This is a genomic window from Chryseobacterium sp. POE27, from assembly GCF_039727685.1.
Classification (GTDB): Bacteria; Bacteroidota; Bacteroidia; order Flavobacteriales; family Weeksellaceae; genus Chryseobacterium.
Window position 1 is genome coordinate 4361174 of the sequence record NZ_CP152475.1, and the last position, 24936, is coordinate 4386109.

A 24936-nucleotide genomic window follows, 5' to 3' on the forward strand; every position below is an offset into this window, starting at 1 on the left:
AAATATACAAAGGCCTCAGTTAATGAGGTCTTTTTTGATTTTCACATTTGATGTATTAAATTTAATTTTAAGACTCGCAGAGATTTTATTATTTTTGCTAAATTTTAATAACCATGATTAAAATACTTTGTACCGTGGCCCTTTCCGTGGCATCCTTATATTACTCCCAAAGCTTTCCGGCTTCAGCAATTCCTGAAAATTTAAAGAAAAACGCCGATGCAGTCATCAGAAAAGATCTTACTACCATTCAGATCAACAAGATAGATGATATTAGGTATCAGTTTTATACCGTAAAAACTGTTCTTAATAAAGACGGAGAGTCAGATGCGCAGGTATATATTCCTTACGAGAAAGGGAACAGCATTTCCGATGTGAAAGTTAATATATACGATGAATCCGGTAAAAAAATAAAATCATATTCCAAATCGGATTTCGGGGACTTTGCCAATAATAATCAAGGAACTTTTTATTCAGACAACCGTGTGATGGCATTGTCTTATACGCCGACACAATATCCGTACACCGTTGAGTTTTCTTATCAGATCAGTGATGAAAATACGGTCTTTTTACCGGATTTTATCCCTTTCAACACTACGAAAGTTTCATTGGAAGAAGCACAGATGAAGATCATCAATAAATCGGGAATTGAGCTGAAATCAAAAATTTATCCCTCGTCATACAATTACACTGCGGTTAGTGAATCCGAAAGTGCCGGCGAAAAGATTTATACCTATAAAAATGTTCCTGCAATTGATGATGTCTTTTTATCGCCTCAGCCGGTAAAAATTTTACCTAAAGTAAGTTTTGCTTTAACGAAGTTCAATCTTGAAGGAAAACAAGGAAGTATAAACAGCTGGAGTGATTTCGGGACGTGGTATTACAATAGCATTCTGCAACCGGTTTCTGTATCAACACCAGGTATTAAAGCTGAAGTTATGAGTCTTAATCTTCAGGGAACTACTGAAGAAAAAGTTAAGAAAATCTATCAGTATATGCAGAGCAAGACAAGATATATTTTTGTGGCATTAGGAATTGGCGGCTGGCAGCCGATGCTTCCGGATGAGGTTCAGAAAAAAGGTTATGGCGATTGTAAGGGACTCACCAATTATATGAAAGCTTTGTTGGACGAAGCCGGAATTCCTTCATATTATTCAGTAATCAATTCGGGTAGTTCGCCTGTATCTTTTGATAAAGATTTTCCCAAAATGGGTGGTAATCATGTCATTTTAATGGTGCCGACAGAAAAGGGAAATATATGGCTGGAAAATACATCTCAGCAGATAGCTTTTAATCATTTAAGTTACAGTACAACAGATAGAAATGTTCTGTCAATCAGAAAAGAGGGAATAGAATTGGTTAATACTCCTGTTTACACGGCTGAACAAAGCAAAGAAAAGCAATTGCTTAAAATTAAAGTCAATGAAGATAACAGTATTCTCGGAGAAGGTAATTTTTCCTACACAGGACTTCAGTATGACAACAACCTTATTCTTGCCACTCTGTCTCCGAAAGAAAGAACGGAAGCAGTGAAAAATATGCTGGATGTTCTGCATTTTGAGAAGATCGAACTGAAGAATTTCCTTAATGATAAGGATAATGCTGTTGCCAAATATGATCTTGACTTCAAGGCAAACAACTATTCTAAAAATGCCGGAAGCAGTATGATTTTCAGAGCAGTCCCGATTTACTCTGATAATGTATATAAAAAAGAGGACAATAGAGAACTGCCTTTTGAACTGAGACAGTCGTTTGAAGATGATTATGAAATAAACTTTACTTTGCCACAGAATTATAAGGTAGAAGAACTTCCTGAAAACATTGTTCTGAACTCTGAATTCGGGACTTATAAACTGAGCTTTGTGAAAAACGGTGACGGTCTAAAGGTCAACAGATCCATCAGAATCAACAAAGGGCTTTATCCGAAGGAGAAATACAATGATTACGTCAATTTCAGAAAAAAAACTATTAATATCGATAACTCAAAAATTTTAATATCTAAAATTTAACACATGAAAAAAATATTATTTATCGCTTTCTGCTCTGTGAATTTCATTTTTGTGGAAGCTCAGAAGCATAAGTTTCTTGATGCCCCAAAATTCAATGATGCAGATTTGTCTAAACAAAAATCAGTTCTGGATGAAAATGCACCGGCTGAAATTCTTTACAAATCTTTACATTTCAGCATTGATTATAATACAGGAAATCTTATTAAACAGGCTTTTTACAGAGTGAAAATTTATGATAAAGACAAGGCTGAAGACTGGTTGAACCTGGAGATTCCGCTTTATCAGAACGGAAGCAGTCAGGAAACGCTTTCCAAAATGAAAGCTTTTACTTATAATCTCGAAAACGGAACCTCCGTGGCGACCAAAGTCGATAAAAGTTCGAAATATAAAAGTAAAGAAAGCAAGTATGTTTCCATTACAAAATTTGCTTTCCCAAATGTGAAAAATGGTTCTGTTATTGAATATCAGTATGAGGTGACATCGCCTTTTCTATTCATAATACCTGAAATCTTAATCGAAACCGATACGCCTTCGCTGTACACAGAATATGTTTTGGACAGCCCGGAAAACATTTCTTACAATGTCAATTATACAGGATTTTTAAGCCCTAAATACAGGGAAATTGAAGAAAGAATGATGTACGGAATGAACTATAGAACGTACAGATTCGGATATGAAAATGTAAAAGGATTTAAAACAGAAAAGTTTGTTAATAATGACAGGAACTACAGAACAAAAATAAGCGCAGAGCTGCATTCTACCAACTACCGTGAGCTGAAGCTTTATTCTTCTTCGTGGGAACAGATAAAAGAGCGCTTATATGAAAATGAAGATTTCGGAGGAGAATTGAAGAAAACCAGACTGGCCAAAGAAAATATGCCAGCCAATATATCAGGAATTTCAAATGAAATTGAAAAAGCGGATGCGGTGTTTAATTATGTGAAAAATACATTTACCTGGAACAAAGACAGAGGAATTTATGTAGAAGACGGTATTAAGAAAATGCTGGAAACCAAAACCGGAAATGCTGCCGAGATCAATCTTTTCTTAGTGATGATGTTTCGTGAGGCTGGTCTTAAAGCAGATCCTCTTGTCATATCAACAGTAAGCAACGGACTCATCAATATTGCGTCTCCCAATGTTTCAAACATGAATTTTGTAATTGCGGCGATCCAGACAAAAGACGGCTTCCATTTGTATGATGCCACGGCAAAGCAATCTTCGATAGACCAACTTCCGCCGAGAGACTGGAACCAGTTCGGGATACTGATCTCAAAAGATAAGGTACAGCAGCTTTCCCTTACCAATGCAAAAACAAGTTTCACCTACCTTACGGCAACTGCGAAAATCAATAATGACGGAAGCATTTCGGGGAACTATTCCGATAAAGATACGGGAACTTACGCCATGTTTGCCAAAGAAAGTTATGATGATAATGCCGATAAATACAAGAAGCAGTACAAAGAAAATTTTGCAATAGACTTTACGGATATTGATTCTAAAGTTGCTGAAAACGGAGATTTTGAAAGCACCATGAAGTTTTCTTCGGATAATCTGATCGATAAGATCGGGAAGAAAATCATCATTAATCCAATGCTTTTCCTGAACAAAAGCTCCAATGAGTTTGATCAGACAGAAGAAAGAAAATATATGATAGATTTCACATCACCATTTACAAGAGTGAAAAAAATCGTTTTAGAAATTCCGGAAGGGTATGCAATCGAAGAAATGCCTAAGAGTAAGAAAATTGTAACCGATGATAAAGAAATCGAATACAGCTATTTTGCCGAACAGAAAGGGAATACCATAGAAGTGGTTTCCACGACGAAAGTTCTGAGCCCTACCTATCCTAAAGAATATTATCCTGCATTCAAGCAGATTTGGGGGGGTGGCATCTAAGCAGGAGAATCAGGTAATCAGTCTTGTAAAGAAATAAAAAAGCAATATAATTTTAAAATAAATGTAAAACCATTCAATATTTGAATGGTTTTTGCATATAAGAAGGAAAATCAGAATTATGAAAAACACGATTGCCGTTTTGGCTCTTTCGACACTCTTTGTTGTATCGGCTTGTAAAAAAACGGAAAACAATTCTACCGATACTGTGAAAAAGGATACTGTACAGAACAATACATTCAGTGTAGATTCGGTAAAAGTAAGCGATTCTGTAAAGCTTAATGATTCATTGAAGATTAAATATTCATCCAAAATGCTGGTATTTCCGACTATTAAGGATAAAAGCCTGCTTGACAGCATTTATTTCGGAGATAAAAATATTCAGGATTTTTCGAAGAAAGGTCTTCAGACACGACTTGAAAATAATAAAAATGAATACTTCAGCAAGATTAAAAAAAGATTCAAAAGACTGGATCTCAGATCTGGGATTTGCCCAGGAATGGTATTCTGATATGGCAATGAATCTTAAATCAAGAACGAAAGATTATATGCATATTCAGTACCTATGGGGTTCTTATGAAGGAGGCGCTCACGATAATTACGGTTTTTCGGAAAGGGTTTTTGATTTAAAAAACAATAAAAAGCTTGAGCTGAAAGATATCACATCGATGCCGAAAGCAAAGATTGAAGCCATGCTCATGAAAAATATCAATAAAATAAACAGTGGAACTACAGACTCTAACGGAAAGGTTAACAATTCGGAAATGCTTTTGGTGAATGTAGTTTCGGCAACCGACAACTTTTATTTTGATGAAAAAAATCTGTATTTTCATTACAGTCCTTACGAAATTGCCGCATTTGCTGCAGGAGACATTACGATTCCGGTATCGTGGGAAGAATTGAAAGGAACCATCAATCGGGAATTTAAAAAGAGAATGGGTATTAATTATTAGATTTTAATTAAACATGAATGATGAAAAAAAATATCTCATATGGACTGTCATGCTGCTTTTGCTTCTGTCCGGGTGTAAAGAACTCAGAAGTGAGAAGAAGGATGCTGAAAAGAACAGCTATGGGAGAATCAATATTGATGCTGTGATAGAAGAAGATACGGCAAAGATATCAGATTCGGTTTTGGTACGGTATTCTTCAAAGCTTTTATGGTTTCCCGATGTTGAAGATGAAAAGCTTCTCAAAGAAATTTATGAGGGAAAGCAAATCTCTGATTTTTCTAAAAACGGACTTGAGGCTCACTTAAAACAGGAAAAACAGAATGTCTACGACCGGATGATGAATTCAGGAAATCTTTCTGAAGTAAAACAGCAACAGGAGTGGTCATATATTTCGCAGATGAATGTACGTATGAATAAAAATAATTACGTCTCTGTTCAGTATTATGAAAACGAGTCGGGAGCGGAAAAGTCACGATACCATTACGAAGAGAAAGTTTTTGATTTTAAGAACAAAAAGAAACTCAGGCTGTCTGATATCGTTGTGCTTTCTGAAGAGACGGTGAGACGGATTTTAAGGCTGAGTCTTGAAAGAACGACAATGATGCAGCAGATCAAAACCTATGACCGCGAAGCCTACAATATTTTATCAGCTGTTACGTTTCCGGTGACCAAAAACTTTTACTTTGATGATTTGAACTTGTATTTTCATTATAATATGAACGAAATTGCCCATGATTACGATATCGGAGATATTATTCTCACGGTATCCTGGGATGATCTTAGCGGTTATATAAAGCCCGATTTTGCAAGGAGAATGAAAATTAATTGAATTTAATGCTTTCTGGTAAGGAAGCATTTTTTAATTTTGCATCAATGGAAAACATTGCCTTTATCATTAATCCTTTTTCAGCCAAAAAGAACTATCATCCGTTTCTCAATGAGCTGAATACCAAGGTTCAGAATCCTTTGTATTATATTTCGGAATCTATTCTTGGAACCGATGATTTTATCCGGAAACATTTTCATGAAGTTGATATTTTCGTGGCGATAGGAGGAGACGGAACAATCTCTACAGTGGCGAGAAATCTTATCAATACAGAAAAGATCCTGGCTATTTTCCCTGCCGGATCCGGAAACGGTTTTTCCAATGAAACAAAATTCAGTAAAAATCTGGATGAGCTTCTCGAAAAGCTTAATGCAAAGAAATCCAGGAAGATTGATACTTTTACCATTAATGACAGGCTTTCCATCAATGTTTCAGGGACGGGATTCGATGGCAAAGTAGTAAAGGAATTTGAGAAGACAACCCGCGGCTTTAAAAATTATATTAAAGTTTCTCTTAAAACGTTTTTCAGCTACAAACCGATCAAGGTGAAATTTTTTGATGAAAAATATAAGGAATACAACGGTAAATATCTGATGGTGAACATAGCCAATACCAGACAGTTCGGAAATAATGCCTATATCGCGCCCAATGCAAGCAAAAGTGATGGGCTGGTTGATATGGTGCTGGTGAAAAAAGTTTCCCCTGACGTATTCTCCGCTTTTTGCCTTCAGAATGTTTACCAAAAAACTGAAGGATGATGATTATATTACCTACTTACCGGTATCGGAAATTGAATTTAAGGTCAATACGAAAAACTGGCATCTTGATGGTGAATTCAATAAAATAAAATCACCGATTCATGTTAAGGTGCTGCCTTCAAGCCTTAATATTCTGATATAAATAACTATAGTCTTATTTCCTGAAACCATAATCTTCAACGAGATAAGTTTAATTTTAGAATATATAATTCTTTATACTCCGTGAGATTTTCATCGGACGGTGCAGGATGCTTGCTTCGAGCGCATCAAGGAGCATGCATCGGGTGTTATAAGATGCTTGCATCGGTCGTCACATGGTGTATGCATCGGGTGTTATAAGATGCTTGCATAATAAGACATTTTTTTATCACCTAAATTCTAAATGGAAAGATTGATCTATACTTCCAGCTTTTTTTCGATATCATTAGGATGATCCAGACAATACTGCAGTTGCTTTTTGTCCAGCTGTTTCTCCCAGTTGGCCACCACAACCGTTGCTACGGAATTCCCGATTACATTCGTTAACGCACGGCATTCACTCATGAATTTATCAATTCCCAAAATTAAGGTCATTCCCGCAATAGGAATCTCCGGAACAACTGCTAAGGTAGCTGCCAAAGTTACGAAACCGGCACCCGTAACGCCTGCTGCACCTTTCGAACTGAGCATGGCGACTAAAAGCAGCATAATCTGTTTTTCAATAGGAAGGTGAATATTGAGTGCCTGGGCAATGAACAGGGACGCTAAAGTCATGTAAATATTTGTGCCGTCAAGATTGAAAGAATATCCTGTAGGAACTACAAGTCCTACAATAGCTCTTGAGCAGCCTGCTTTTTCAAGCTTTTCCATGATTCCCGGAAGAGCAGATTCCGAAGAGCTGGTTCCTAATACCAGAAGAAGTTCTTCTTTCAGAAAGTACATGAGTTTAAAAATATTAAAGCCATTGTACCAGGCAACAGCTCCGAGAACGAGAACCACAAAAAGAGCTGATGTGATATAAAATGTGCCAACAAGAAAAATGAGATTCAGAACGGAATGAAGTCCGTACTTTCCAATCGTGAAGGCCATAGCACCAAATGCTCCTATCGGAGCCAGTTTCATCAGCATATGCACAATTTTGAAAACCGGCGTGGAGAGATCCTGTAAGAACTCTGTTACTTTACGGCTTTTTTCTTTCGTTAAAACCAAAGCAATACCCATCAGTATAGCAACAAGCAGCACCTGAAGAATATTCTCTCCTACCAGCGGACTGAAGAGCGTCTCCGGAATAATGTTCATAATAAAGCCTGTAAGGGTAGAGTCGTGGGCTTTCTGCTGATACTGGGAAACATCGCCGGAAAGGGTAGAAGGATCGATATTCAGACCGTGTCCGGGTTGTAATACATTTCCTACAATCAGTCCGATAATTAAAGCCAGTGTTGAGAATGTTAAAAAGTAAATCATGGCTTTCACAGCAATTCTTCCTACTTTTTTCAGATCTGTCATGTGGGCGATGCCTAATGTAAGGGTGATAAAAATTACCGGAGCAATGATCATTTTTACCAGTTTAATGAATCCGTCGCCGAGAGGCTTCATTTTTTCTCCGAGTTCCGGATAGAACCTTCCTAAAAGAATCCCGGCAATAATGGCAATAACCACTTGGAAATATAGTTGCTTATAAAGTTTTTTTTGCTTTCAATGAAGTTGTTTTACAGGAGCGAAAATTATGAAAAATTTATTGTTTGATATGATAAATGTCAGTAAAATGTAACTAAAAATGTGTCCTTTCAACCTTTATTTGTAGGAACAACTCATAGCTTGCTTCATAAAAATATTTGCAGTCTGTATATAATGCTGAAAATGTGGAAGTAAATAAATAAGTGAAATGATAATCTGTTTCAATAGCGAATTTTGTAATCCATTTTACAATTTTGTTTTAAGATAGACTTTAAAATATTTACTTTTGCTTTCATCAACTAATAAAAAATCAAAATGGAATCCCACACGGAAAGAATACTTATTACAGGTGCTTTAGGACAGATCGGCACCGAACTTACCAACAGACTTGTTGAAATTCACGGAGCTGAAAATGTTGTTGCTTCAGGACTCGACAGATGGCAAAAGGGAATTACTTCTGCAGGAAGTTACGAACGAATGGATGTAACAAACACACAGTTGGTAAGGCAGGTGATAAAAGATTATGAAATCACTACCGTTTATCATTTGGCTTCTTTGCTGTCCGGTACTTCGGAAAAGCAACCTGTTTTTGCATGGAAGCTTAATCTTGAACCTCTTCTTCATTTTTGTGAAATGGCAAAGGAAGGTCTTATTCAGAAGATTTTCTGGCCTAGTTCCATTGCTGTTTTCGGAAAAGGGATTCCAAAAGAAAATGTTGGTCAGGATGTGGTATTAAACCCGACAACAGTATACGGGATATCAAAAATGGCAGGAGAGAAATGGTGCGAATATTATTTTGATAAACACGGGGTAGATGTAAGAAGCATCAGATATCCCGGATTAATCTCATGGAAAACTCCTGCCGGTGGAGGAACAACCGACTACGCTGTAGAGATTTTTTACGAAGCGATAGAAGAGGGGAAATATACAAGCTTCATCTCTGAAAATACAGGAATGCCGATGTTGTATATGGATGATGCTATCAACGCCACACTTAAGTTAATGGAAGCCCCAAAAGAAAGTTTAACCGTTCGTTCTTCCTATAATCTGGGAGGGATGTCTTTTACTCCAAAAGAACTGGCTGAAGAAATCAAGAAAGAAATCCCGGATTTTGAGATCGATTATAAACCGGATTTCAGACAGCAGATTGCTGATTCGTGGCCGGCATCTATTGATGACTCCGTGGCTAAAAAAGACTGGGGACTAACCTATAATTTCGGAATTTCTGAAATGACAAAAGACATGATTAAGAATCTTAAGATAAAGCTAGGTAAAGTATAATAAATATAAAGTTATACTTTAAGTGAAAAGATTATTAACATCTGATTTTTAAATGTTTTCAGTTTTTATCTAAAATTAAATTGATATGGTATTATTAACTTTCAACATCATAACTATTGAAGCGGAGTGTAAAAACGGAGCTAACGTTTCCGATGATGAGCGTTTAAAAATATCTGTTGAAAATACAAAAGCCATCCTCAGAATTTTAGATATACATGATACTAAAGCAAGCTTTTTTGTAGAGATTTCCATCGCCGGAAAGCTTCAGCATTTACTAAAAGCAATTTCATCCAAAGGGCATGAAATTGCTTTTTATAATCAGAATTCAGATCCTGCAGAAATTGAAGTTACCAAAAAAAATATTCAGGATTTATTGGGTAAGCAGATTAAGGGAATTCGTCAGAAAGATTTCAAAGTTCCTCAGCAAAGTTTAAAGCTAATGGAATTTAATTATGTTTCAAATATTGATAATGCTGATATTCTTTTCCCGTTCAAACGCCTGAAAAGAAATACGGAAATTATTGAAGAAGACGGATTGAGTATTGTGCCGGAAAGTATCTCTCCTTACAGTCAACTTCCTTATAATGATTTTGTATTTCAGATTCTGCCGATGAAATTTTATCAGAACATGGTTTTTGAAACTTTGAAGAATGATGAGTTTGTTTTGATCTATTTAAACTCGTGGCAGTTTACTGATTTCGGAAAGTACCATTTTGATGTTCCTATGCACAGAAGATTTAATTCAGGCAAAAAAATGGAGGACAAATTAGATGCCCTCCTTACCTGGATCAACGAGAAAGAAATGGCTACTTCCCGTATGAAAGATTATATTTTTTAATAGGTTGCAGATTTTAGATTACAGGTTATGGTTTTTAAAATATAGGTAAAGCTTTAAACCTTAAATTTTAAGCCAATTCAAAAAGTGTAATTTCTGGTAAAACTCCTACTCTTCCAGGATAAGCCAGAACCCCAAAGCCTCTGTTGACATAGAGCATTTTTCCTTCACTTTCGTAAAGGTCTGCCCATTTCGGGTATTTGTACTGAACCGGTGACCATTTTATATTTTTAAGATCAAGGCCAAACTGCATTCCGTGTGTATGGCCGGAAAGCGTCAGCTGAACGTTTCCCGGGTGTTTTTTTACCACGTAATCAAAGTGGGTAGGATCATGGCTCATTAATATTTTAGCGGCAGAATCAGGTATGTTTTTAAGCGCATTATCTAATCTTCCGAACTGTGGAAAAGGTTTTAATCCCCAATTTTCAACCCCCAGAATGTATAATCTCTCACCATTTTTCTCAATAATTCTGTGTTCATTACGAAGCATATCAAAACCGGCTTGTCGCTCATACTCGATCAGGGTTTTAAGATTTTGTTGTTTTTCTGCGGATGAAGTCCAATGTACGTAATCACCATAATCATGATTACCCAAAACAGCAAACTTTCCGTCTTTAGCTTTTATTTTTGAAAACAGAGGAATAAATGGTTTAAATTCATCAGCGACATTATTCACCATATCACCCGTAAATAAAACCAGATCCGGCTTTTGCTCATTAATAAGATTGATTGCGTGTTCTAATTTTGAAGGATCGGAAAAACTTCCGCTGTGAACATCTGAAATCTGAACGATTTTATAGCCTTTAAAGCTTTCCGGAAGATTTTTTAAATTAATTCTCACCTTTCTTACTTTGTGACGGTATTTCCCGAATGTGATTCCATCAATGAAAAGTGCAGAAAGAACACCTCCTAATCCTAAGCCTACAAGGCTTAAAAATTTCCTTCTTTCAGGAAAATGATTTTCTGAAGATCCTGCCAAACCTATAAGATAGCCAAAGATTCTAATGAGATCATCAATCAACAGGAACAAAACGATAAAGATTTTAGGAAGAATAAAGACCAAAAAGAGCGATATCATGATCTGTGCTCTCATCATACTTCTGTCGGCTTTGCTGAAGTGTGTCACTTCATAAGCGAAAATCCCATACACTGCCAGAGAAACAGCCCAATAGCCTATCTTTATCCAGAAATTATCTGTAAGTGTTCTTATGGCCTGATAAATATATACTTCCAGAAATAGGAAGATGGCTGCAATAATAAAAAAAGTTTCTTTGCATAATCCGTTTAAAAAAAGCACAAAGAATAATTTCCCTGTGCTCTTTTATATTTTATATTAAATAATATTATTAAGGAAATCTGTAAACGATAGCATTGATGTTCATTCCGGCACCTACCGAAGTCATTACAATGTTACCTTTTTCTTTAAACGAATGACCGTCCATTTTTCCTTTAATTATTAAATCATACATCGTAGGAATTGTGGCTACGGAAGAGTTTCCGAAGTCCTGAATCGTCATTGGAGAGATGGAATGATCATAATCTTTCACATCATAAAGCTTATGAAGTCTTTCGATCATGGCGTAATCCATTTTGGCGTTGGCCTGGTGAATCAGGATTTTGTCGATGTCTTCAATGGAAAGACCTGCGTCTTCAATAGTTTCTTTAATAGCTGTAGGAACGTTTTTAAGGGCATACTCATAAATTTTCCTTCCCTGCATTCTCACAAATATGCGTGTCTGATCTGAGTCTTTGTTGATTGAAGGCCCATTGGCAAGATAATCCAGCTCGATACCATTGTCACAAATTGTATTGTGAGCGATAATTCCTACATTTTCTTCATCTGTAGCCTTTACAACAACTGCTCCGGCTCCGTCTGCGAAGATCATTCTGTTTCTGTCGTGAGGATCTGTTACCCTGCTTAGGGTTTCAGCGCCGATCACAAGAATAGTCTTGGCAACTTTAGCCTTGATTAAATTATCAGCCAGAATCATTCCCTCTACCCATCCCGGGCATCCGAAAAGCATGTCATAGGTTACACATTTTCTGTTTTTAATACCAAGCTTATTTTTCACTCTTGCGGCCATCGTCGGCATAAAATCGGCATATCCATGAACGGTAACTTCACCGAAATTACTTGCATAAATAATATAATCAAGTTCTTCGGGATCTATTTTTGCATCTTCAATAGCTATTTTTGCAGCTTCGTAACCGATTTGAGAATTGGATAGATCATCTTCTATGAATCTTCTGTTTTCTATTTCTGTAATTTCTACAAATTTTGCAATCGTTTCTTCTGCAGGTTTGTCAATCTTCACCCCGTCTTCAGTATAAAAATCTGAATCTAAGAAATAGTCTCTCCCGATAATTTTGCTGGGAAGGTAAGATCCAGAACCAATAATGATCGTATTCGGCATTCGTTTAAATGATTTTTTAAAGATGCAAAGTTAATAATTAATATTAATAACAGAGAATTAAAAATATTATTAAATTTGCAAAAATTGTACTTTACAATCCTATGAAAAATAATCCATCCTTAAAAGGCTTACTTATTGCAATCGTGGCTGTTATCTTTGCCTTTGGGATTTACTTCTTCCTTTTGGCCAAAAAGAATTATTATGTGGTGGATAATCCTACTTCCAATACATTTTACTATAAAATAAATAACGGAGCGGAAGGCACAATTGCCGGCGGGCAAACCGTTCCTGTTGATTTAAATAAAGGAAAGAATTCAATTAAAGTTTTTGATCAGCATAAAAAATTACTGTTTGATTCTGCTTTCGAGGTGAATAAAGTTCGAGGCCTTATTAATATTGCCCATCAGGATTATTATATTAATGATCAGTACTATGGATACAACCTTAAGAAAGATTCATTACTTTTGGCACTGGATAAGACTGTCATTGACGGAAAAGCATACTTTGGAGGAGCAAGACACTTCAACAAATTGTTTACGGATGATTTTTATTACAACGTCGATGAAGATTACGATAAAGTGATCAAAAACATCCAGCAAGTGGAATCCAGATCGAAGATTTTCAGAAAACAGGATTACCTGAATTATTATAACGAATATTACAAGTTTTAAGTTTTGACAAAAGATATTACCAAAATTACGCCCTACAACTCTGAAGCTACCAAGAAGAGCCAGGTTGAGGATATGTTCGACAATATTGCACCGAAATATGATCTTCTGAATCATGTTTTATCCATGAAAATAGATGTTCTATGGAGAAATACTTTGGTGAAATGGATGAAAAATGACAGCCCGCAGGAAGTGCTGGATGTGGCTACAGGAACGGGAGATCTCGCTATTACTATTGAAAAAGGAACGGGTTCCAGAGTAATAGGATTAGATTTATCGCAACAAATGTTAAATGTTGGCGTTATTAAAATAAAAAAACTTAAATTAGACGGCAAAATTTCCATGCAAAAAGGCGATGCAGAGAATTTACCTTTCGAGGACAATAGATTTGATGCAGTTTCCGTTGCATTTGGAGTGAGGAATTTTGAAAACCTTACCAAGGGTTTGGCGGAATTAAGAAGAGTTGTTAAAGATAACAAGAGTGTTTATATACTGGAGTTTTCAAAGGTTGAGGGTTTCTTAGCACCATTTTATATGTTTTATTTCAAAAATGTATTACCTGCCATCGGCAGACTGGTTTCTAAGGATAATAGGGCATACACATACCTTCCGGATTCTGTAAACGCTTTTCCTTTCGGGGAAAAGATGAGACAAATTCTTTTAGATACAGGATTTAAAAAAAGTTGAATATAAAAAACTAAGTTTAGGTATAGCCACAATTTATAAAGCAACAAAGTAACCTATGAGTAAATTTTTATTAAGAGCACTGGTTTTAACCTCAGTAAATGTTGCAGTTTTAGCAAACGCGCAATTCAGAACCCGAAACAGAATGGATAAGTTGGAAGACTTTGACGAGCAGAAATTCAGCTGGGGTTTTTATCTGAATGGTAACAGACTAGACTACCGTATCGTTTTGAATCCTACATATGGTATGGATAATAATCACAATCTTGTTACATCCAAAGAAAGTTATAGTTTCGGTGCGGGGTTGATCGCAAAATGGAGACTAAACGATTATCTGGACTTAAGATTGGAACCAGGGTTACAATTCGGTCAGAGACAGTTGACTTTCAATACACAGTCGAACGACCAATATAAAGAGGGGACTTTAACAAACGATGCATTTATTCCTATTCCTTTAACAGAAAACGACAGAGTAAGAGAGATTAAAACTACTTTGGTGGATGTTCCGGTATTGCTTGAATTCCACGGACAAAGATGGTATAACTCAAGACCATACGTGGCAGCAGGGGTGAATTATATTGTTAATTTACAGTCAAATTCAGACTCTACTGATGATAATTTACAACAGGTTTTCAGATCTACGACGCACAATTTTGCATGGTCTGCAGAAATGGGGATACAGTTTTACTTCAACAAGTTTAAACTTACTCCGGCGGTAAGAGGTACTTTTATCATGAACAATGAAATTGTGGCAGATAATGCAACAACACCTCCGTATTGGACGTCTGCAATGTCTACCTTACAGACCAGAGCGATATTTTTTGTACTGAAATTTGAATAAGAAATATTCTGAAAATATAAAAAGGAGATGCATTTTGTGTCTCCTTTTCCTTTTGAAAACAAAATATAGAGACTTTTATTTTTGTTAGTGTTAATATTTTGTTATTTTTGCTAATAGTTAGAATATACAAAACCTGAAATGCTTCAAGATTTAGAAAATAATTTTTCAGAATTAGAGAAAAAGATTTTAATATTACAAAAGAATTATAAAAATCTTTCTGAAAAGTTTTCGGAATTAAATATTGAGCATGAAGACCTGAAGAAGAGATATGATGAGGAAAGGAAAAAAAAGTCAGGTATTAGCAGAAGAACAAAAAAATATAAAACTTTATTCAGCAATATCAGGAAATCCTGAACATAACAGGTTGATGAAAAATCACATCAACAGATTGGTAAAGGAAATAGATTTCTGTATTGCACAGCTTCAAAACAGTGGATTATAATGGAGGTAAGAAGAATAACCATCAACATTGCAGGAAGGGTATATCCGCTGAACGTACCGGCAGCAGAAGAAGAAACTTTGCGTAAGGTCGGGAAGCAGATTGAAAATATGATTAAAGATTTTGAACAGAATTTCGATGTGAGAGACAAACAGGATGCTTTGGCAATGTGTGCCCTGAAACTGGGAACCAATGCGGAAGTGGTGTCTATGAACTACGATAAAACAATACAATCTACCAACGAAAGATTAGTGAAAATCAATCAATCGTTGAATGAAACAGGGAAATAGATTTTTTTTCCCAAAAAGTGCTGCCTACAATAATTCTAACACATTAAAGGTAAACTCAACGCTAAACAATTACCGAACAAATGTCCATTGAATGGCGTGCCGGTCCATCCGGATTACAGACAGTGGAAATCAGTTCAAATCGTGTTGATTAGGAGTTTACTCTCAATCTCTGGATTATTGTAGGCTTTTTTTTATGTAAATACAATTAAAACTCGATATAAATTATGATAGAAGTTATAGTCGGCATTGTTTGCCTGGTAATCGGAGCTGCAGCAGGGATATTTTTCTCTAAGAGTTCACTGAATACTAAGGCAAAATTTATTATAGACGATGCAAAGAAAAATGCCGAAAATCTTATAGAAAAAGCCAATGTACAAGCCGAATCCATAAAAAAAGAAAAAAACCTTCAGGCAAAAGAAAAATTTTTGGAGCTGAAATCACAGCATGATGCAGATATTCAGTCACGTGAAAAGAAAATGCAGGAGGTTGAGAAAAGAATTAAGGATAAGGAAAACAAGCTTAATGATGAGCTAAGCAAAGCCGGAAAACTTGAAAAAGATCTGGATAAGCAAATTGCAGATTATGCAAAGAAAACAGAAATTTTAGAGAAAAAACAGCATGAGCTGGATATAGCTACGGCTAAAAAAGTTGAAGTTCTTGAAAAGATTTCCAATTACACGGCAGAAGAGGCAAAAGCAGAATTGGTGGAAACCATGAAAGCTGAAGCTAAAACAAGAGCTCAGGCACATGTTCAGAGCATCATGGAAGAAGCGCAGCTGAATGCTAAAAGTGAAGCGAGAAAAATCGTTATCCAGACTATTCAGAGAATTGGTACGGAGCAGGCAATTGAGAATTCAGTTTCGGTTTTCAATATTGAATCTGATGAGGTAAAAGGCAGAATCATCGGTAGAGAAGGTAGAAATATCCGTGCACTAGAAGCAATAACAGGTGTAGAAATTATCGTTGATGATACTCCTGAAGCAATCCTTCTTTCATGTTTCGACCCGGTAAGAAGAGAGATTGCGAGACTATCCCTTCACAGACTGGTTACAGACGGAAGAATTCACCCGGCAAGAATTGAAGAGGTTGTTGAAAAAACAAGAAAGCAGATTGAAGAAGAAATCATTGAAGTGGGGAAAAGAACAATTATTGATCTAGGAATCCACGGATTACACCCTGAATTAATTAAAATCGTAGGTAGAATGAAATACCGTTCATCTTACGGGCAAAACCTTCTACAGCACTCAAGAGAAGTTGCTAATATCGCTGCAACGATGGCTGCTGAATTAGGATTAAATGTAAAGTTAGCAAAAAGAGCAGGTCTATTACACGATATCGGAAAAGTTCCTGAGCAGGAATCTGAACTTCCTCACGCTTTATTAGGTATGCAGTGGGCTGAAAAATATGGTGAAAATGCAGAGGTTGTTAACGCAATCGGTGCTCACCACGACGAAGTAGAAATGACTTCACTATTGTCACCAATCATTCAGGTAGCGGATGCCATTTCAGGAGCAAGACCGGGTGCCAGAAGACAGGTTCTTGAATCTTATATCCAAAGATTAAAAGACCTTGAATCTGCTGCATTAAGTTTTGATGGCGTTTCATCGGCTTATGCAATACAGGCGGGTAGAGAACTAAGAGTAATGGTGGAAAGCGGAAAAGTGAATGACGAAGTGGCTTCTCAGCTGTCATACGACATCTCTGAAAAAAATCCAGAATGAACTTACTTATCCTGGACAGGTAAAAGTCACCGTAATCAGGGAAACAAGAGCCGTAAATATTGCGAGATAAAAATCAAAAAAAAGATATTTCATAAAAACCTTTCAAGAAATTGGAAGGTTTTTTATTTTTAGCAAAATTAATCAAAGATGCAAGAGCTTTCCCTGTCTTCAAAAATGAAGTACATTTTTTCAATTCCAGTTATTATTTCCGCTTTGGGATACTTTGTAGATATTTATGATCTGCTATTATTTGGGATTGTTAGAATTCCGAGTTTAAAAGCTCTAGGTTTAAAGCCCGATACAGACGGAACCTTTATTCTCAATGCACAAATGGTCGGACTGCTGATTGGAGGAATATTCTGGGGTATCTTCGGAGATAAAAAAGGAAGGTTGTCGGTATTGTTCGGATCGATTTTAGTATATTCTCTTGCTAATATTGCCTGTGGTTTTTTGCCGCATTTTCCACAAACGCATTTAGTATATCAATATGCAGCCTTAAGATTTATTGCAGGAATTGGACTTGCAGGAGAACTTGGAGCCGGAATTACGCTGGTTTCCGAAAGCTTACCAAAGAATTTAAGAGCAATTGGTACTTCGGTTGTAGCAGGTTTTGGGTTAATGGGCGCGGTTGTAGCTCAATTGACCGTAGAATTGTCTGGCGGCTGGAATATTTCTTACATCATCGGGGGGAATTCTCGGAATTTTACTACTGTTCCTGCGGATCAGTGTATCTGAATCCGGGATTTATAAAAATATTGAACATCAATCTGTTTCCAAAGGAAATTTTCTTTCATTTTTCACCCATAAAGATCGTTTAATAAGATATTTAAAATGCATCGCAGTCGGATTGCCTACCTGGTACTGTATCGGAATTTTAGCGGTTCTCGCCAATCAGTTTGCTCCTGAACTTGGAATTAAAGAGCTAAATCCGGGAAAAGCAATTATGTGGGCTTATATTGGGATTTCTGTAGGTGATCTGGCGAGCGGATTTATTTCTCATTTTCTAAAGTCACGGAAAATGGCTATTTTCTATATGTTGGTTTTTACCATTATCGGCGTCGCCATTATGCTTTTCGGAAATACAGATACAGAAACAAAATACTATATTTTCTGTATATGGCTTGGGTTGGGAACCGGTTACTGGGCGATGTTCGTCACTCTGGCAGCCGAGCAGTTCGGTACGAATATAAGAAATACGGCCACGACTACAGTACCGAATATGGTGCGAGGACTTGTTCCTGTGATGATCTTAACTTTTGATTTCTTCAAGCGGGATTTCTCAGTCATTGTGAGTGCAGCGTTGGTGGGAATTATCGTATTTGGTCTTGCCTTTTACTCATCGCTCACTATATCAGAAACTCACGATAAAGATCTTGAATTTACAGAATAAGTACAGGTGTTTAAGAAATATTTATGTGTAATTTTCCGTTATACTTATAATAACTTGAACGAAATAAATTAATTAAAAAATTTAATATTAAATTATGCGTTGAATAATTAATATTTGTTTAACTTTGAGAATGTAATTAAAATATATAATCTTTAAATTCAAATCACAATGAAAAATTTTTTGAAAAATGCTACAAAATTAAAAAAAAGCCGATCTTAAAAACATCACAGGAGGAGTAAGCGGAACACCTGATCTTTCACTTTGTGGATGCAGCTGTTCAGGGTCTGTAACGGGACCGAAGTATTGTATTCAGTACATTGCTTGCCCACAGGTTTATACATGCAATCAGGCGATTTAAGAATTATTTCAACTAGAAATAAACATTTCCACATTTAATACGCAAAAGCCTTCTGGAAAACCGGAAGGTTTTTGTCATTTAATAAATTCTACAAATCTTCAAAACTCTTATTGGTAAGATCTGTGAATCTGCTGTTTTTAGCTTCTCCGATCTTTTGCTTTGTATAAATGCTGTTATTCCCTGAAAACAGATAGGCAACAATACATGCCACCGCTACATAAACCCCACATTCAGCTCCGAACAATTCAATTCCCATGAGTGTACAGGCCAGCGGAGTATTGGTGGCGCCTGCAAAGACGGCTACGAAGCCCATTCCCGCCAATAAGGCAAATGGAAGAGGGATAATAATAGAAAGCGCACTGCCTAATGTAGCGCCGATGAAAAACAATGGGGTAACCTCACCGCCTTTGAAACCAGCCGAAAGGGTAATCACTGTAAAAAGCATTTTTAAAGCGAAATCATATAGAGGGAGCTGTTTACCGAAAGCTTCTTCAATAACAGGAATTCCAAGCCCAATATATCTTGTTGTGCCCATTACAAATACTGCGAGAGCGACAATTACCCCACCAAATAAAGATCTAAATGGCGGATAATTTATTTTTGATTTGAAAAAAACACTCGTCCTATGCATCATTTTACTGAAGGTTGCAGCACAAACTCCGAATAAAATTCCGGCTACAATGCAGTATGTAAATGATAAAAAGTCAATTTTCGGAATAAAATCAATATGATAATGAGTGTGTTGTACTTTCCAGAGTTTGGTCACCTGATCTGCCAGAATAGCGGAGGCAAAAGCAGGAAAGATACCGTTGTAGCGTATTTTGCCGATTAAAAAAACTTCCAATCCGAAAACTGCGCCGGCTAAAGGGGTCCCGAAAACTGAACCGAATCCCGCCGCAATTGCTGAGATAATTAATACTTTTCTTTCATTCTGATTGAGTCGCAAAAGACGGGTAAACTGGTCTGAAATAGCACCTGCCATTTGCAGAGCTGTTCCTTCACGTCCTGCTGATCCGCCAAAAAAATGAGTGACTATCGTCCCCAGATAAACAAAAGGAGCCATTTTGAAAGGAATAGTTTCTTTGCCCGGCTCATGGATCGTTTCAAGCAACAGATTATTGCCTGCCTCAACATTTTTTCCGTAGTAATAATATAACATTCCGACGATCAACCCGGCCAATGGCAGAAAAGCAATCAGCCACATATGCTTCTCTCTGAAATTTGTAGCCCATGACAATGATTCTAAAAATCCCGCAGAAGCAGTTCCTACAAGAATTCCGATGATAATACTGATCGAGAACCATCTGATAACATATAATAATGCAGGATATTTCCGTAAGAAAAATCGGAGATGAATTGTTGTTTTTCGGCTTAAAGTCTTTGAATTTTGTGACATAATTTTCCTGATCAAATTACTGTTAATAATCCTTTTAATCAGGCGTCATCAGCTTAAAAAGCGGTTGGGTAAGGAAGAACACCATTTCCTTTTACTGCACAAATATAAAAATTATTTTAGAAAGAAATCGTTTTTAATAATAAAATCACGACTTATACGAATACTTTCAAACATATTTTTATCACTGGAATCCTGTTCCAGAAACCAATGCTGAAGACCGGCTTTTTCTTTAGCTGTAAAAATTCTTTTAAAATCGATGGTTCCATTACCAATTTCCGCAAAGTCTTTTGTTTTGGCTTTCATGTCTTTCACATGCCACAATGGAAATCTTTGCGGGTATTTTTCAAAATAAGGTAAAGGATCAATTCCGGCTTTCATGATCCAGTAGAGATCCAGTTCCATTTTAACCAGATCGGATGAAGTATTATTTAAAATAAAATCATAAATATTTTGAATAGCGTCAAATTTTTCAAATTCAAAATCATGATTGTGATAAGCAAACTGAATTCCGGCACTTTTTGTAATTTCTCCGGATGTATCAAATAACCCGGGAAGTTTTTTATAATTCTCAACCGTTCTTTCTTCAGGAAAAAGATAAGAGCAAACCATGTATTCTGAACCAATAAAATGTAAATCCTCAACAGTTTTTTCCCAATTGTTCAATAACGTTCCTTTATCATTATGAAGTATTCCGGTAGTGTGGTGTGAGCTGATCACCTTTAAACCGAGATTATTCAACAGAGCTTGAAATTCGTTTCTGCTTTTACCGAAAAAAAGTGCCATTATAACCATAAATTTCCAGTCCTGTAAAACCCATCTTAGAGAGTCTTTCCAGTGTTTTTTCAAGATCTTCTGCAATTGCATCACGAACGGTGTATAACTGAATAGCCAATGTTTTATCTCTGTTTTTTACATTAAAAATTCCGCAGGAATAGAAACCTAAGAATCCCAGGGACGAAAGTTTTATAAAGTCTTTTCTCAGCATTACAGGAAGGGTTTCATTTCATCTTCGATCTGTGTTCTCAGCTCCATCAGGCGTTTGGCGTACTGTTCCTGCCGTTTTTCCTCGTCGGTTTCGGGAATCCATTTGGGGACAGGGAGTTTTTTGCCATTTTCATCAACAGCAACAAAAACGATAATGCAGTGTGTCTTCTTATCAAAGTTCGGCTGCTTGAGATTTCTTGAAAATACATTAATAGAAATATGCATGCTGGATGAACCTGTGTAAATAACCTGTGCCTCAACCTTTACGATTTCCCCAATTTTGATGGGCTCATAAAATCTAATTCCGCCTACATAAACTGTAACAGAATAATTCCCGCTCCATGTTGTTGCACATGCATAGCCGGCCTGGTCGATCCATTTCATCACGCTTCCACCGTGAACATTTCCACCGTAATTTACATCAGAAGGCTCGGAAATAAACTGAAAAGTAATTGGTTTGTTATCCATCCTTTTAAAATTTGAATAAAAGGTATTTATAATTTTTAAAATCTTAGATTAAATCTTACTTTTGAAAAAAGAAAACTTTAGTGTTTTCGTTTCAAAATAAAATTTATACCATCTTATATGAAAAAAAGTATTTCATTTAAATACATGCGATACCTGCAGAAAAATTTTGGCACAGTTTGATCTTACAGACTGGGAAATGCACGAAATAAAAAAACAGCCGCTGACGGAAGAAGAGCTGCAGGAGATGTACAGCCTTACAAAATCTTACGAAGCATTGTTCAGCAAAAAAATCGACACAGATCAAGTTAAGAGGGCTTGACGTAAAGTCTTTAACAGAAAATGATTTTAAAGAATTATTATTGGATCATTATACATTCCTGAAGCGCCCGGTTTTTCTGACGGATGAACAGATTTTTGTTGGGAATGACAAAAAAAATGTGGAAGCTTTGAGAGAATTTTTTGGTGTAAAGTAATTCCTTCTATCGTGGTAAACATTCACAAAAAAACATACATTGAATGGAAAGACCAAGCCCTAGCCCGGACAGAAATGGCATCCTTTTTAGCTGCTGGAAAGTCCCTCTCCCGAGGAGAGGGATTTAGGGTGAGGAAAAAAGATAGAGTACTTCGACCGGCTCAGCATAAATTCCAAGCCGGATCAAGCTCCTTAAAAAAATAAAACCTGCTGAAAGGGCAGGTTTTACAGTATTATTAAAACTTCTCAAAAATTTTCACTTTGACAATTGAATATGAATGTTATACAAATGGTGCCTTCACCACTTGGGCAGGAATATTCTTATTTCTCACCTGAATAAAGATCTCAGAACCTAACTTGAAATGAGGTTTATCTACATACGCAAGACCTAAACCAACTTTTTTCATTGGTGACTGTGTTCCTGAAGTTACTTTTCCAATCACATTTCCTTCCGCATCTACAACAGGATAGTCGTGTCTTGGAACACCTTTATCGGTCAATTCAAAGCCAACCAATTTTCTGGTTACGCCTTCTTCTTTCTGTTTCGCGAAAGTATCTTTGGAAACAAAATCTTTATCGAATTTCGTGATCCAACCTAAGCCAGCTTCGATAGGAGAAGTAGTGTCGTCGATATCGTTTCCGTAGAGGCAGAATCCTTTTTCAAGTCTTAAAGTATCTCTGGCAGCAAGTCCGCAAGGAATAATTCCTTCTTCCTGACCTGCTTCGATGATAGCATCCCAAAGCGTTACGGCATCTTCGTTTTTAAAATAAATTTCAAAACCTCCGCTTCCTGTGTATCCCGTGTTGGAGATGATCACATCATTCACCCCTGCTACAGAACCGACTGTAAAATGGTAATAAGGAATATCCGAAAGATTGGTTTCTGTTAATTTCTGAAGAATTTCCGTTGCTTTCGGACCCTGAACTGCCAATAAAGACATGTCGTCTGAAGCATTCGTCATTTTTGCCCCGAAAGTATTGTATTTTGAAATATGATTCCAGTCTTTATCGATGTTTGAAGCATTAACGACCACGAAATATTTATCGTTTTCCATTTTATAAACGATAAGATCATCCACAATTCCTCCATTTTCGTTAGGAAGACATGAATACTGAGCTTTTCCGTTTTCAAGAGCATCTACATTGTTGGTCGTAACGTATTGTAGAAGTTCTTTGGAACCCGCTCCTTCAATAAAAAACTGTCCCATGTGGGAAACGTCAAACAATCCTGCCTTTTCTCTTACTGCAAAATGTTCTTCCGTCACTCCGGAATATTGTACAGGCATTTCAAAACCTGCAAAAGGTACGATTTTAGCGCCCAAAGAAACGTGCTTGTCGTACAATGCTGTTTTCTTCATATTTAATTATTATTTCTATTTCTTTAATTTAAAACTGTTGAATGCTTCTTTAAAAAGTTTTACATAATTCCCGCTCCAGTATTTCTGCCCGCAGTTAATGGAAATCAGGTAAAGATCCTTGTCTTTCTGAAAGACTTTTGTAAGCCAAAAAAGCTTTTCTTTCTCGTCGAAGTACTCGTAAAAATATTCTGTATATCCTTTTTTACTTCCTTTAGAGATCACTTTCTTTTCGTCATCGGAAGACTTGTAAAGAGCAAGGATAAATTTTTTGGTTTCCGTTTTTGGGAGGTTCAGATCGTGATATTCTGAAATGGTAATGGCTCCTATCTGATTAGGCGGGAAAATATTGATAATTTCATCATTGTTGGTCACTTTCCAGCCGGCAGGATGGGTGATAGAGTAGTTTTCACTTTCATAGATCTCTGAAGGAATGGATTGTGCAAACAGCAGCGTTCCCACGAATAAAAGGAAAGCAGGAATAATTTTTTTCATGAATTAAAATGATGTTTATATTCTTCAAGAATGATCTTAAACCATTCAGTAAAGTTTTCGGGGTTTTCGGACATTTCCCGATCCAGATCTTCTATGGTGATGTATCTTACTTCTTCAACTTCTTCTTTATTCAGATGAAATTCGTCCTCGAATGTCCCCACGAACACGTGATCAAGTTCATGTTCCCAAAGCCCGTTGCCGACATCGGCTTTATAAATAAAACTAAATTTTTCCGAAAGATCAGTTTCAATTCCGAGTTCTTCTTTTACCCTGCGTTTTGCCCCTTCCAGGTAAGTTTCTTCCATTCTCGGATGAGAACATACCGCATTGGTCCATTTTAAGGGAGAATGGTATTTTCCCGCAGCTCTTTTCTGCAAAAGCATTTCACCTTTGCTGTTGAACAGGAATACCGAAAAAGCGCGGTGCAGAAGACCGTTGATGTGTGCCTGCTGCTTTTCCATCATGCCGGTAACCTGATCTTCAGAGTCTACTAAAACTACGTATTCTTCCATTTCTACAAATGTAAGTGTAATAAATGTATTTTGGAAATTTTTGGTTAAACATCATGATTTTGAATTTAAATTGAAAGCAGATCTCAGAATTTTATTACCCTTAAAAAGAATATTTTTAACTTTAATTGTAAAAATTATTAGTCTTGATTAAAATTATTCATTAAATATTTGATTTAGGTTTAAAAAATTAACATTTACTAAGTTTAACAGGGCTTATTGATGTAAAAGACGTAACTTT

At 36.4% G+C, this 24936-nt stretch carries 20 protein-coding genes, 6 pseudogenes and 1 riboswitch; of the genes and pseudogenes, 16 read left to right on the plus strand and 10 right to left on the minus strand.

Going from position 1 to position 24936, the window contains the following annotated elements; all coding sequences use genetic code 11:
* Positions 1-113 precede the first annotated feature (113 nt).
* From AAHI02_RS20915 to AAHI02_RS20940, 6 genes and pseudogenes are all read left to right on the plus strand, one after another.
* Positions 114-2006 (plus strand): DUF3857 domain-containing protein, encoded by a 1893-nt coding sequence (locus tag AAHI02_RS20915; RefSeq protein ID WP_346984816.1) that lies wholly within the window; start codon positions 114-116, stop codon positions 2004-2006.
* Between the two features lie 3 nt (positions 2007-2009).
* Positions 2010-3905: a transglutaminase-like domain-containing protein gene (locus tag AAHI02_RS20920; RefSeq protein WP_346984817.1), complete on the plus strand. Its 1896-nt coding sequence runs from the start codon at positions 2010-2012 to the stop codon at positions 3903-3905.
* A gap of 118 nt (positions 3906-4023) precedes the next feature.
* On the plus strand, positions 4024-4413 hold the full coding sequence (locus tag AAHI02_RS20925) for a hypothetical protein (RefSeq protein WP_346984818.1): 390 nt from the start codon (positions 4024-4026) through the stop codon (positions 4411-4413).
* Complete coding sequence (locus AAHI02_RS20930) at positions 4334-4855, plus strand: RsiV family protein (protein WP_346984819.1); 522 nt, start codon at positions 4334-4336, stop codon at positions 4853-4855. Before AAHI02_RS20925 ends, AAHI02_RS20930 begins: the two co-directional genes overlap by 80 nt.
* A gap of 13 nt (positions 4856-4868) precedes the next feature.
* The gene (locus AAHI02_RS20935; RefSeq protein ID WP_346984820.1) at positions 4869-5684 is read left to right on the plus strand and encodes a hypothetical protein; all 816 of its coding nucleotides are present in this window, start codon (positions 4869-4871) and stop codon (positions 5682-5684) included.
* A gap of 44 nt (positions 5685-5728) precedes the next feature.
* Positions 5729-6581 (plus strand): annotated as a pseudogene (locus AAHI02_RS20940) (YegS/Rv2252/BmrU family lipid kinase).
* A gap of 254 nt (positions 6582-6835) precedes the next feature.
* Here AAHI02_RS20940 and AAHI02_RS20945 read toward each other — a convergent pair.
* Positions 6836-8077: a dicarboxylate/amino acid:cation symporter gene (locus AAHI02_RS20945; RefSeq protein WP_346984821.1), complete on the minus strand. Its 1242-nt coding sequence runs from the start codon at positions 8075-8077 to the stop codon at positions 6836-6838.
* Between the two features lie 333 nt (positions 8078-8410).
* On the opposite strand from AAHI02_RS20945, the gene AAHI02_RS20950 reads away from it, so the two are divergent.
* Together AAHI02_RS20950 and AAHI02_RS20955 are read left to right on the plus strand one after the other, a co-directional pair.
* Positions 8411-9376 carry an NAD-dependent epimerase/dehydratase family protein gene (locus tag AAHI02_RS20950; protein WP_346984822.1) on the plus strand — a complete coding sequence of 322 codons (966 nt, stop codon included), beginning with the start codon at positions 8411-8413 and terminating at the stop codon, positions 9374-9376.
* Positions 9377-9461: 85 nt separating this feature from the next.
* Positions 9462-10214 carry a polysaccharide deacetylase gene (locus AAHI02_RS20955; protein WP_346984823.1) on the plus strand — a complete coding sequence of 251 codons (753 nt, stop codon included), beginning with the start codon at positions 9462-9464 and terminating at the stop codon, positions 10212-10214.
* A gap of 67 nt (positions 10215-10281) precedes the next feature.
* On the opposite strand, the gene AAHI02_RS20960 is transcribed toward AAHI02_RS20955, so the two are convergent.
* Both AAHI02_RS20960 and AAHI02_RS20965 read right to left on the minus strand, forming a co-directional pair.
* On the minus strand, positions 10282-11508 hold the full coding sequence (locus AAHI02_RS20960; RefSeq protein WP_346984824.1) for a metallophosphoesterase: 1227 nt from the start codon (positions 11506-11508) through the stop codon (positions 10282-10284).
* Between the two features lie 49 nt (positions 11509-11557).
* Positions 11558-12625: a ketoacyl-ACP synthase III gene (locus tag AAHI02_RS20965; protein ID WP_346984825.1), complete on the minus strand. Its 1068-nt coding sequence runs from the start codon at positions 12623-12625 to the stop codon at positions 11558-11560.
* Positions 12626-12726: 101 nt separating this feature from the next.
* Here AAHI02_RS20965 and AAHI02_RS20970 point away from each other — a divergent pair, with 101 nt between their 5' ends.
* From AAHI02_RS20970 to AAHI02_RS21000, 7 genes and pseudogenes are all read left to right on the plus strand, one after another.
* Positions 12727-13296 (plus strand): hypothetical protein, encoded by a 570-nt coding sequence (locus AAHI02_RS20970; RefSeq protein WP_346984826.1) that lies wholly within the window; start codon positions 12727-12729, stop codon positions 13294-13296.
* A gap of 72 nt (positions 13297-13368) precedes the next feature.
* A pseudogene (gene ubiE, locus AAHI02_RS20975) lies at positions 13369-14032 on the plus strand (bifunctional demethylmenaquinone methyltransferase/2-methoxy-6-polyprenyl-1,4-benzoquinol methylase UbiE).
* A gap of 3 nt (positions 14033-14035) precedes the next feature.
* Positions 14036-14818 carry a porin family protein gene (locus AAHI02_RS20980; RefSeq protein WP_346984827.1) on the plus strand — a complete coding sequence of 261 codons (783 nt, stop codon included), beginning with the start codon at positions 14036-14038 and terminating at the stop codon, positions 14816-14818.
* A gap of 138 nt (positions 14819-14956) precedes the next feature.
* Positions 14957-15260: pseudogene (locus tag AAHI02_RS20985) on the plus strand (hypothetical protein).
* Positions 15260-15547, plus strand: a complete 288-nt coding sequence (locus tag AAHI02_RS20990) for a cell division protein ZapA (protein WP_346984828.1) — start codon at positions 15260-15262, stop codon at positions 15545-15547. Before AAHI02_RS20985 ends, AAHI02_RS20990 begins: the two are co-directional and overlap by 1 nt.
* A 224-nt stretch (positions 15548-15771) precedes the next feature.
* Positions 15772-17338 (plus strand): annotated as a pseudogene (gene rny, locus AAHI02_RS20995) (ribonuclease Y).
* Between the two features lie 77 nt (positions 17339-17415).
* Positions 17416-18658, plus strand: a pseudogene (locus AAHI02_RS21000) (MFS transporter).
* A gap of 446 nt (positions 18659-19104) precedes the next feature.
* Here the strand turns inward: AAHI02_RS21000 and AAHI02_RS21005 are convergent.
* The 4 genes from AAHI02_RS21005 to AAHI02_RS21020 form a co-directional block, all read right to left on the minus strand.
* Positions 19105-20412 carry a voltage-gated chloride channel family protein gene (locus tag AAHI02_RS21005; protein ID WP_346984829.1) on the minus strand — a complete coding sequence of 436 codons (1308 nt, stop codon included), beginning with the start codon at positions 20410-20412 and terminating at the stop codon, positions 19105-19107.
* A gap of 32 nt (positions 20413-20444) precedes the next feature.
* Positions 20445-20510, minus strand: a riboswitch (Fluoride riboswitch).
* Between the two features lie 13 nt (positions 20511-20523).
* A complete protein-coding gene (locus AAHI02_RS21010) occupies positions 20524-21195 on the minus strand; it encodes a sugar phosphate isomerase/epimerase (protein WP_346984830.1) in 672 nt (223 codons plus the stop codon).
* On the minus strand, positions 21176-21397 hold the full coding sequence (locus tag AAHI02_RS21015; protein ID WP_346984831.1) for a hypothetical protein: 222 nt from the start codon (positions 21395-21397) through the stop codon (positions 21176-21178). The genes AAHI02_RS21010 and AAHI02_RS21015 overlap by 20 nt, the downstream gene beginning before the upstream one ends.
* Positions 21397-21864, minus strand: coding sequence for an acyl-CoA thioesterase (locus AAHI02_RS21020; RefSeq protein WP_346984832.1), 468 nt, complete (start codon positions 21862-21864; stop codon positions 21397-21399). Before AAHI02_RS21020 ends, AAHI02_RS21015 begins: the two co-directional genes overlap by 1 nt.
* 166 nt (positions 21865-22030) lie before the next feature.
* Here AAHI02_RS21020 and AAHI02_RS21025 point away from each other — a divergent pair.
* A pseudogene (locus AAHI02_RS21025) lies at positions 22031-22337 on the plus strand (ArsC/Spx/MgsR family protein).
* Between the two features lie 280 nt (positions 22338-22617).
* On the opposite strand, the gene gcvT reads toward AAHI02_RS21025, so the two are convergent.
* The 3 genes from gcvT to idi are packed head-to-tail and all read right to left on the minus strand — an operon-like array spanning position 22618 to position 24698.
* Positions 22618-23694 (minus strand): glycine cleavage system aminomethyltransferase GcvT, encoded by a 1077-nt coding sequence (gcvT, locus tag AAHI02_RS21030; RefSeq protein WP_346984833.1) that lies wholly within the window; start codon positions 23692-23694, stop codon positions 22618-22620.
* Positions 23695-23709: 15 nt separating this feature from the next.
* Complete coding sequence (locus AAHI02_RS21035; RefSeq protein WP_346984834.1) at positions 23710-24186, minus strand: hypothetical protein; 477 nt, start codon at positions 24184-24186, stop codon at positions 23710-23712.
* The gene (gene idi, locus AAHI02_RS21040; protein ID WP_346984835.1) at positions 24183-24698 is read right to left on the minus strand and encodes an isopentenyl-diphosphate Delta-isomerase; all 516 of its coding nucleotides are present in this window, start codon (positions 24696-24698) and stop codon (positions 24183-24185) included. Before idi ends, AAHI02_RS21035 begins: the two co-directional genes overlap by 4 nt.
* Positions 24699-24936 lie beyond the last annotated feature (238 nt).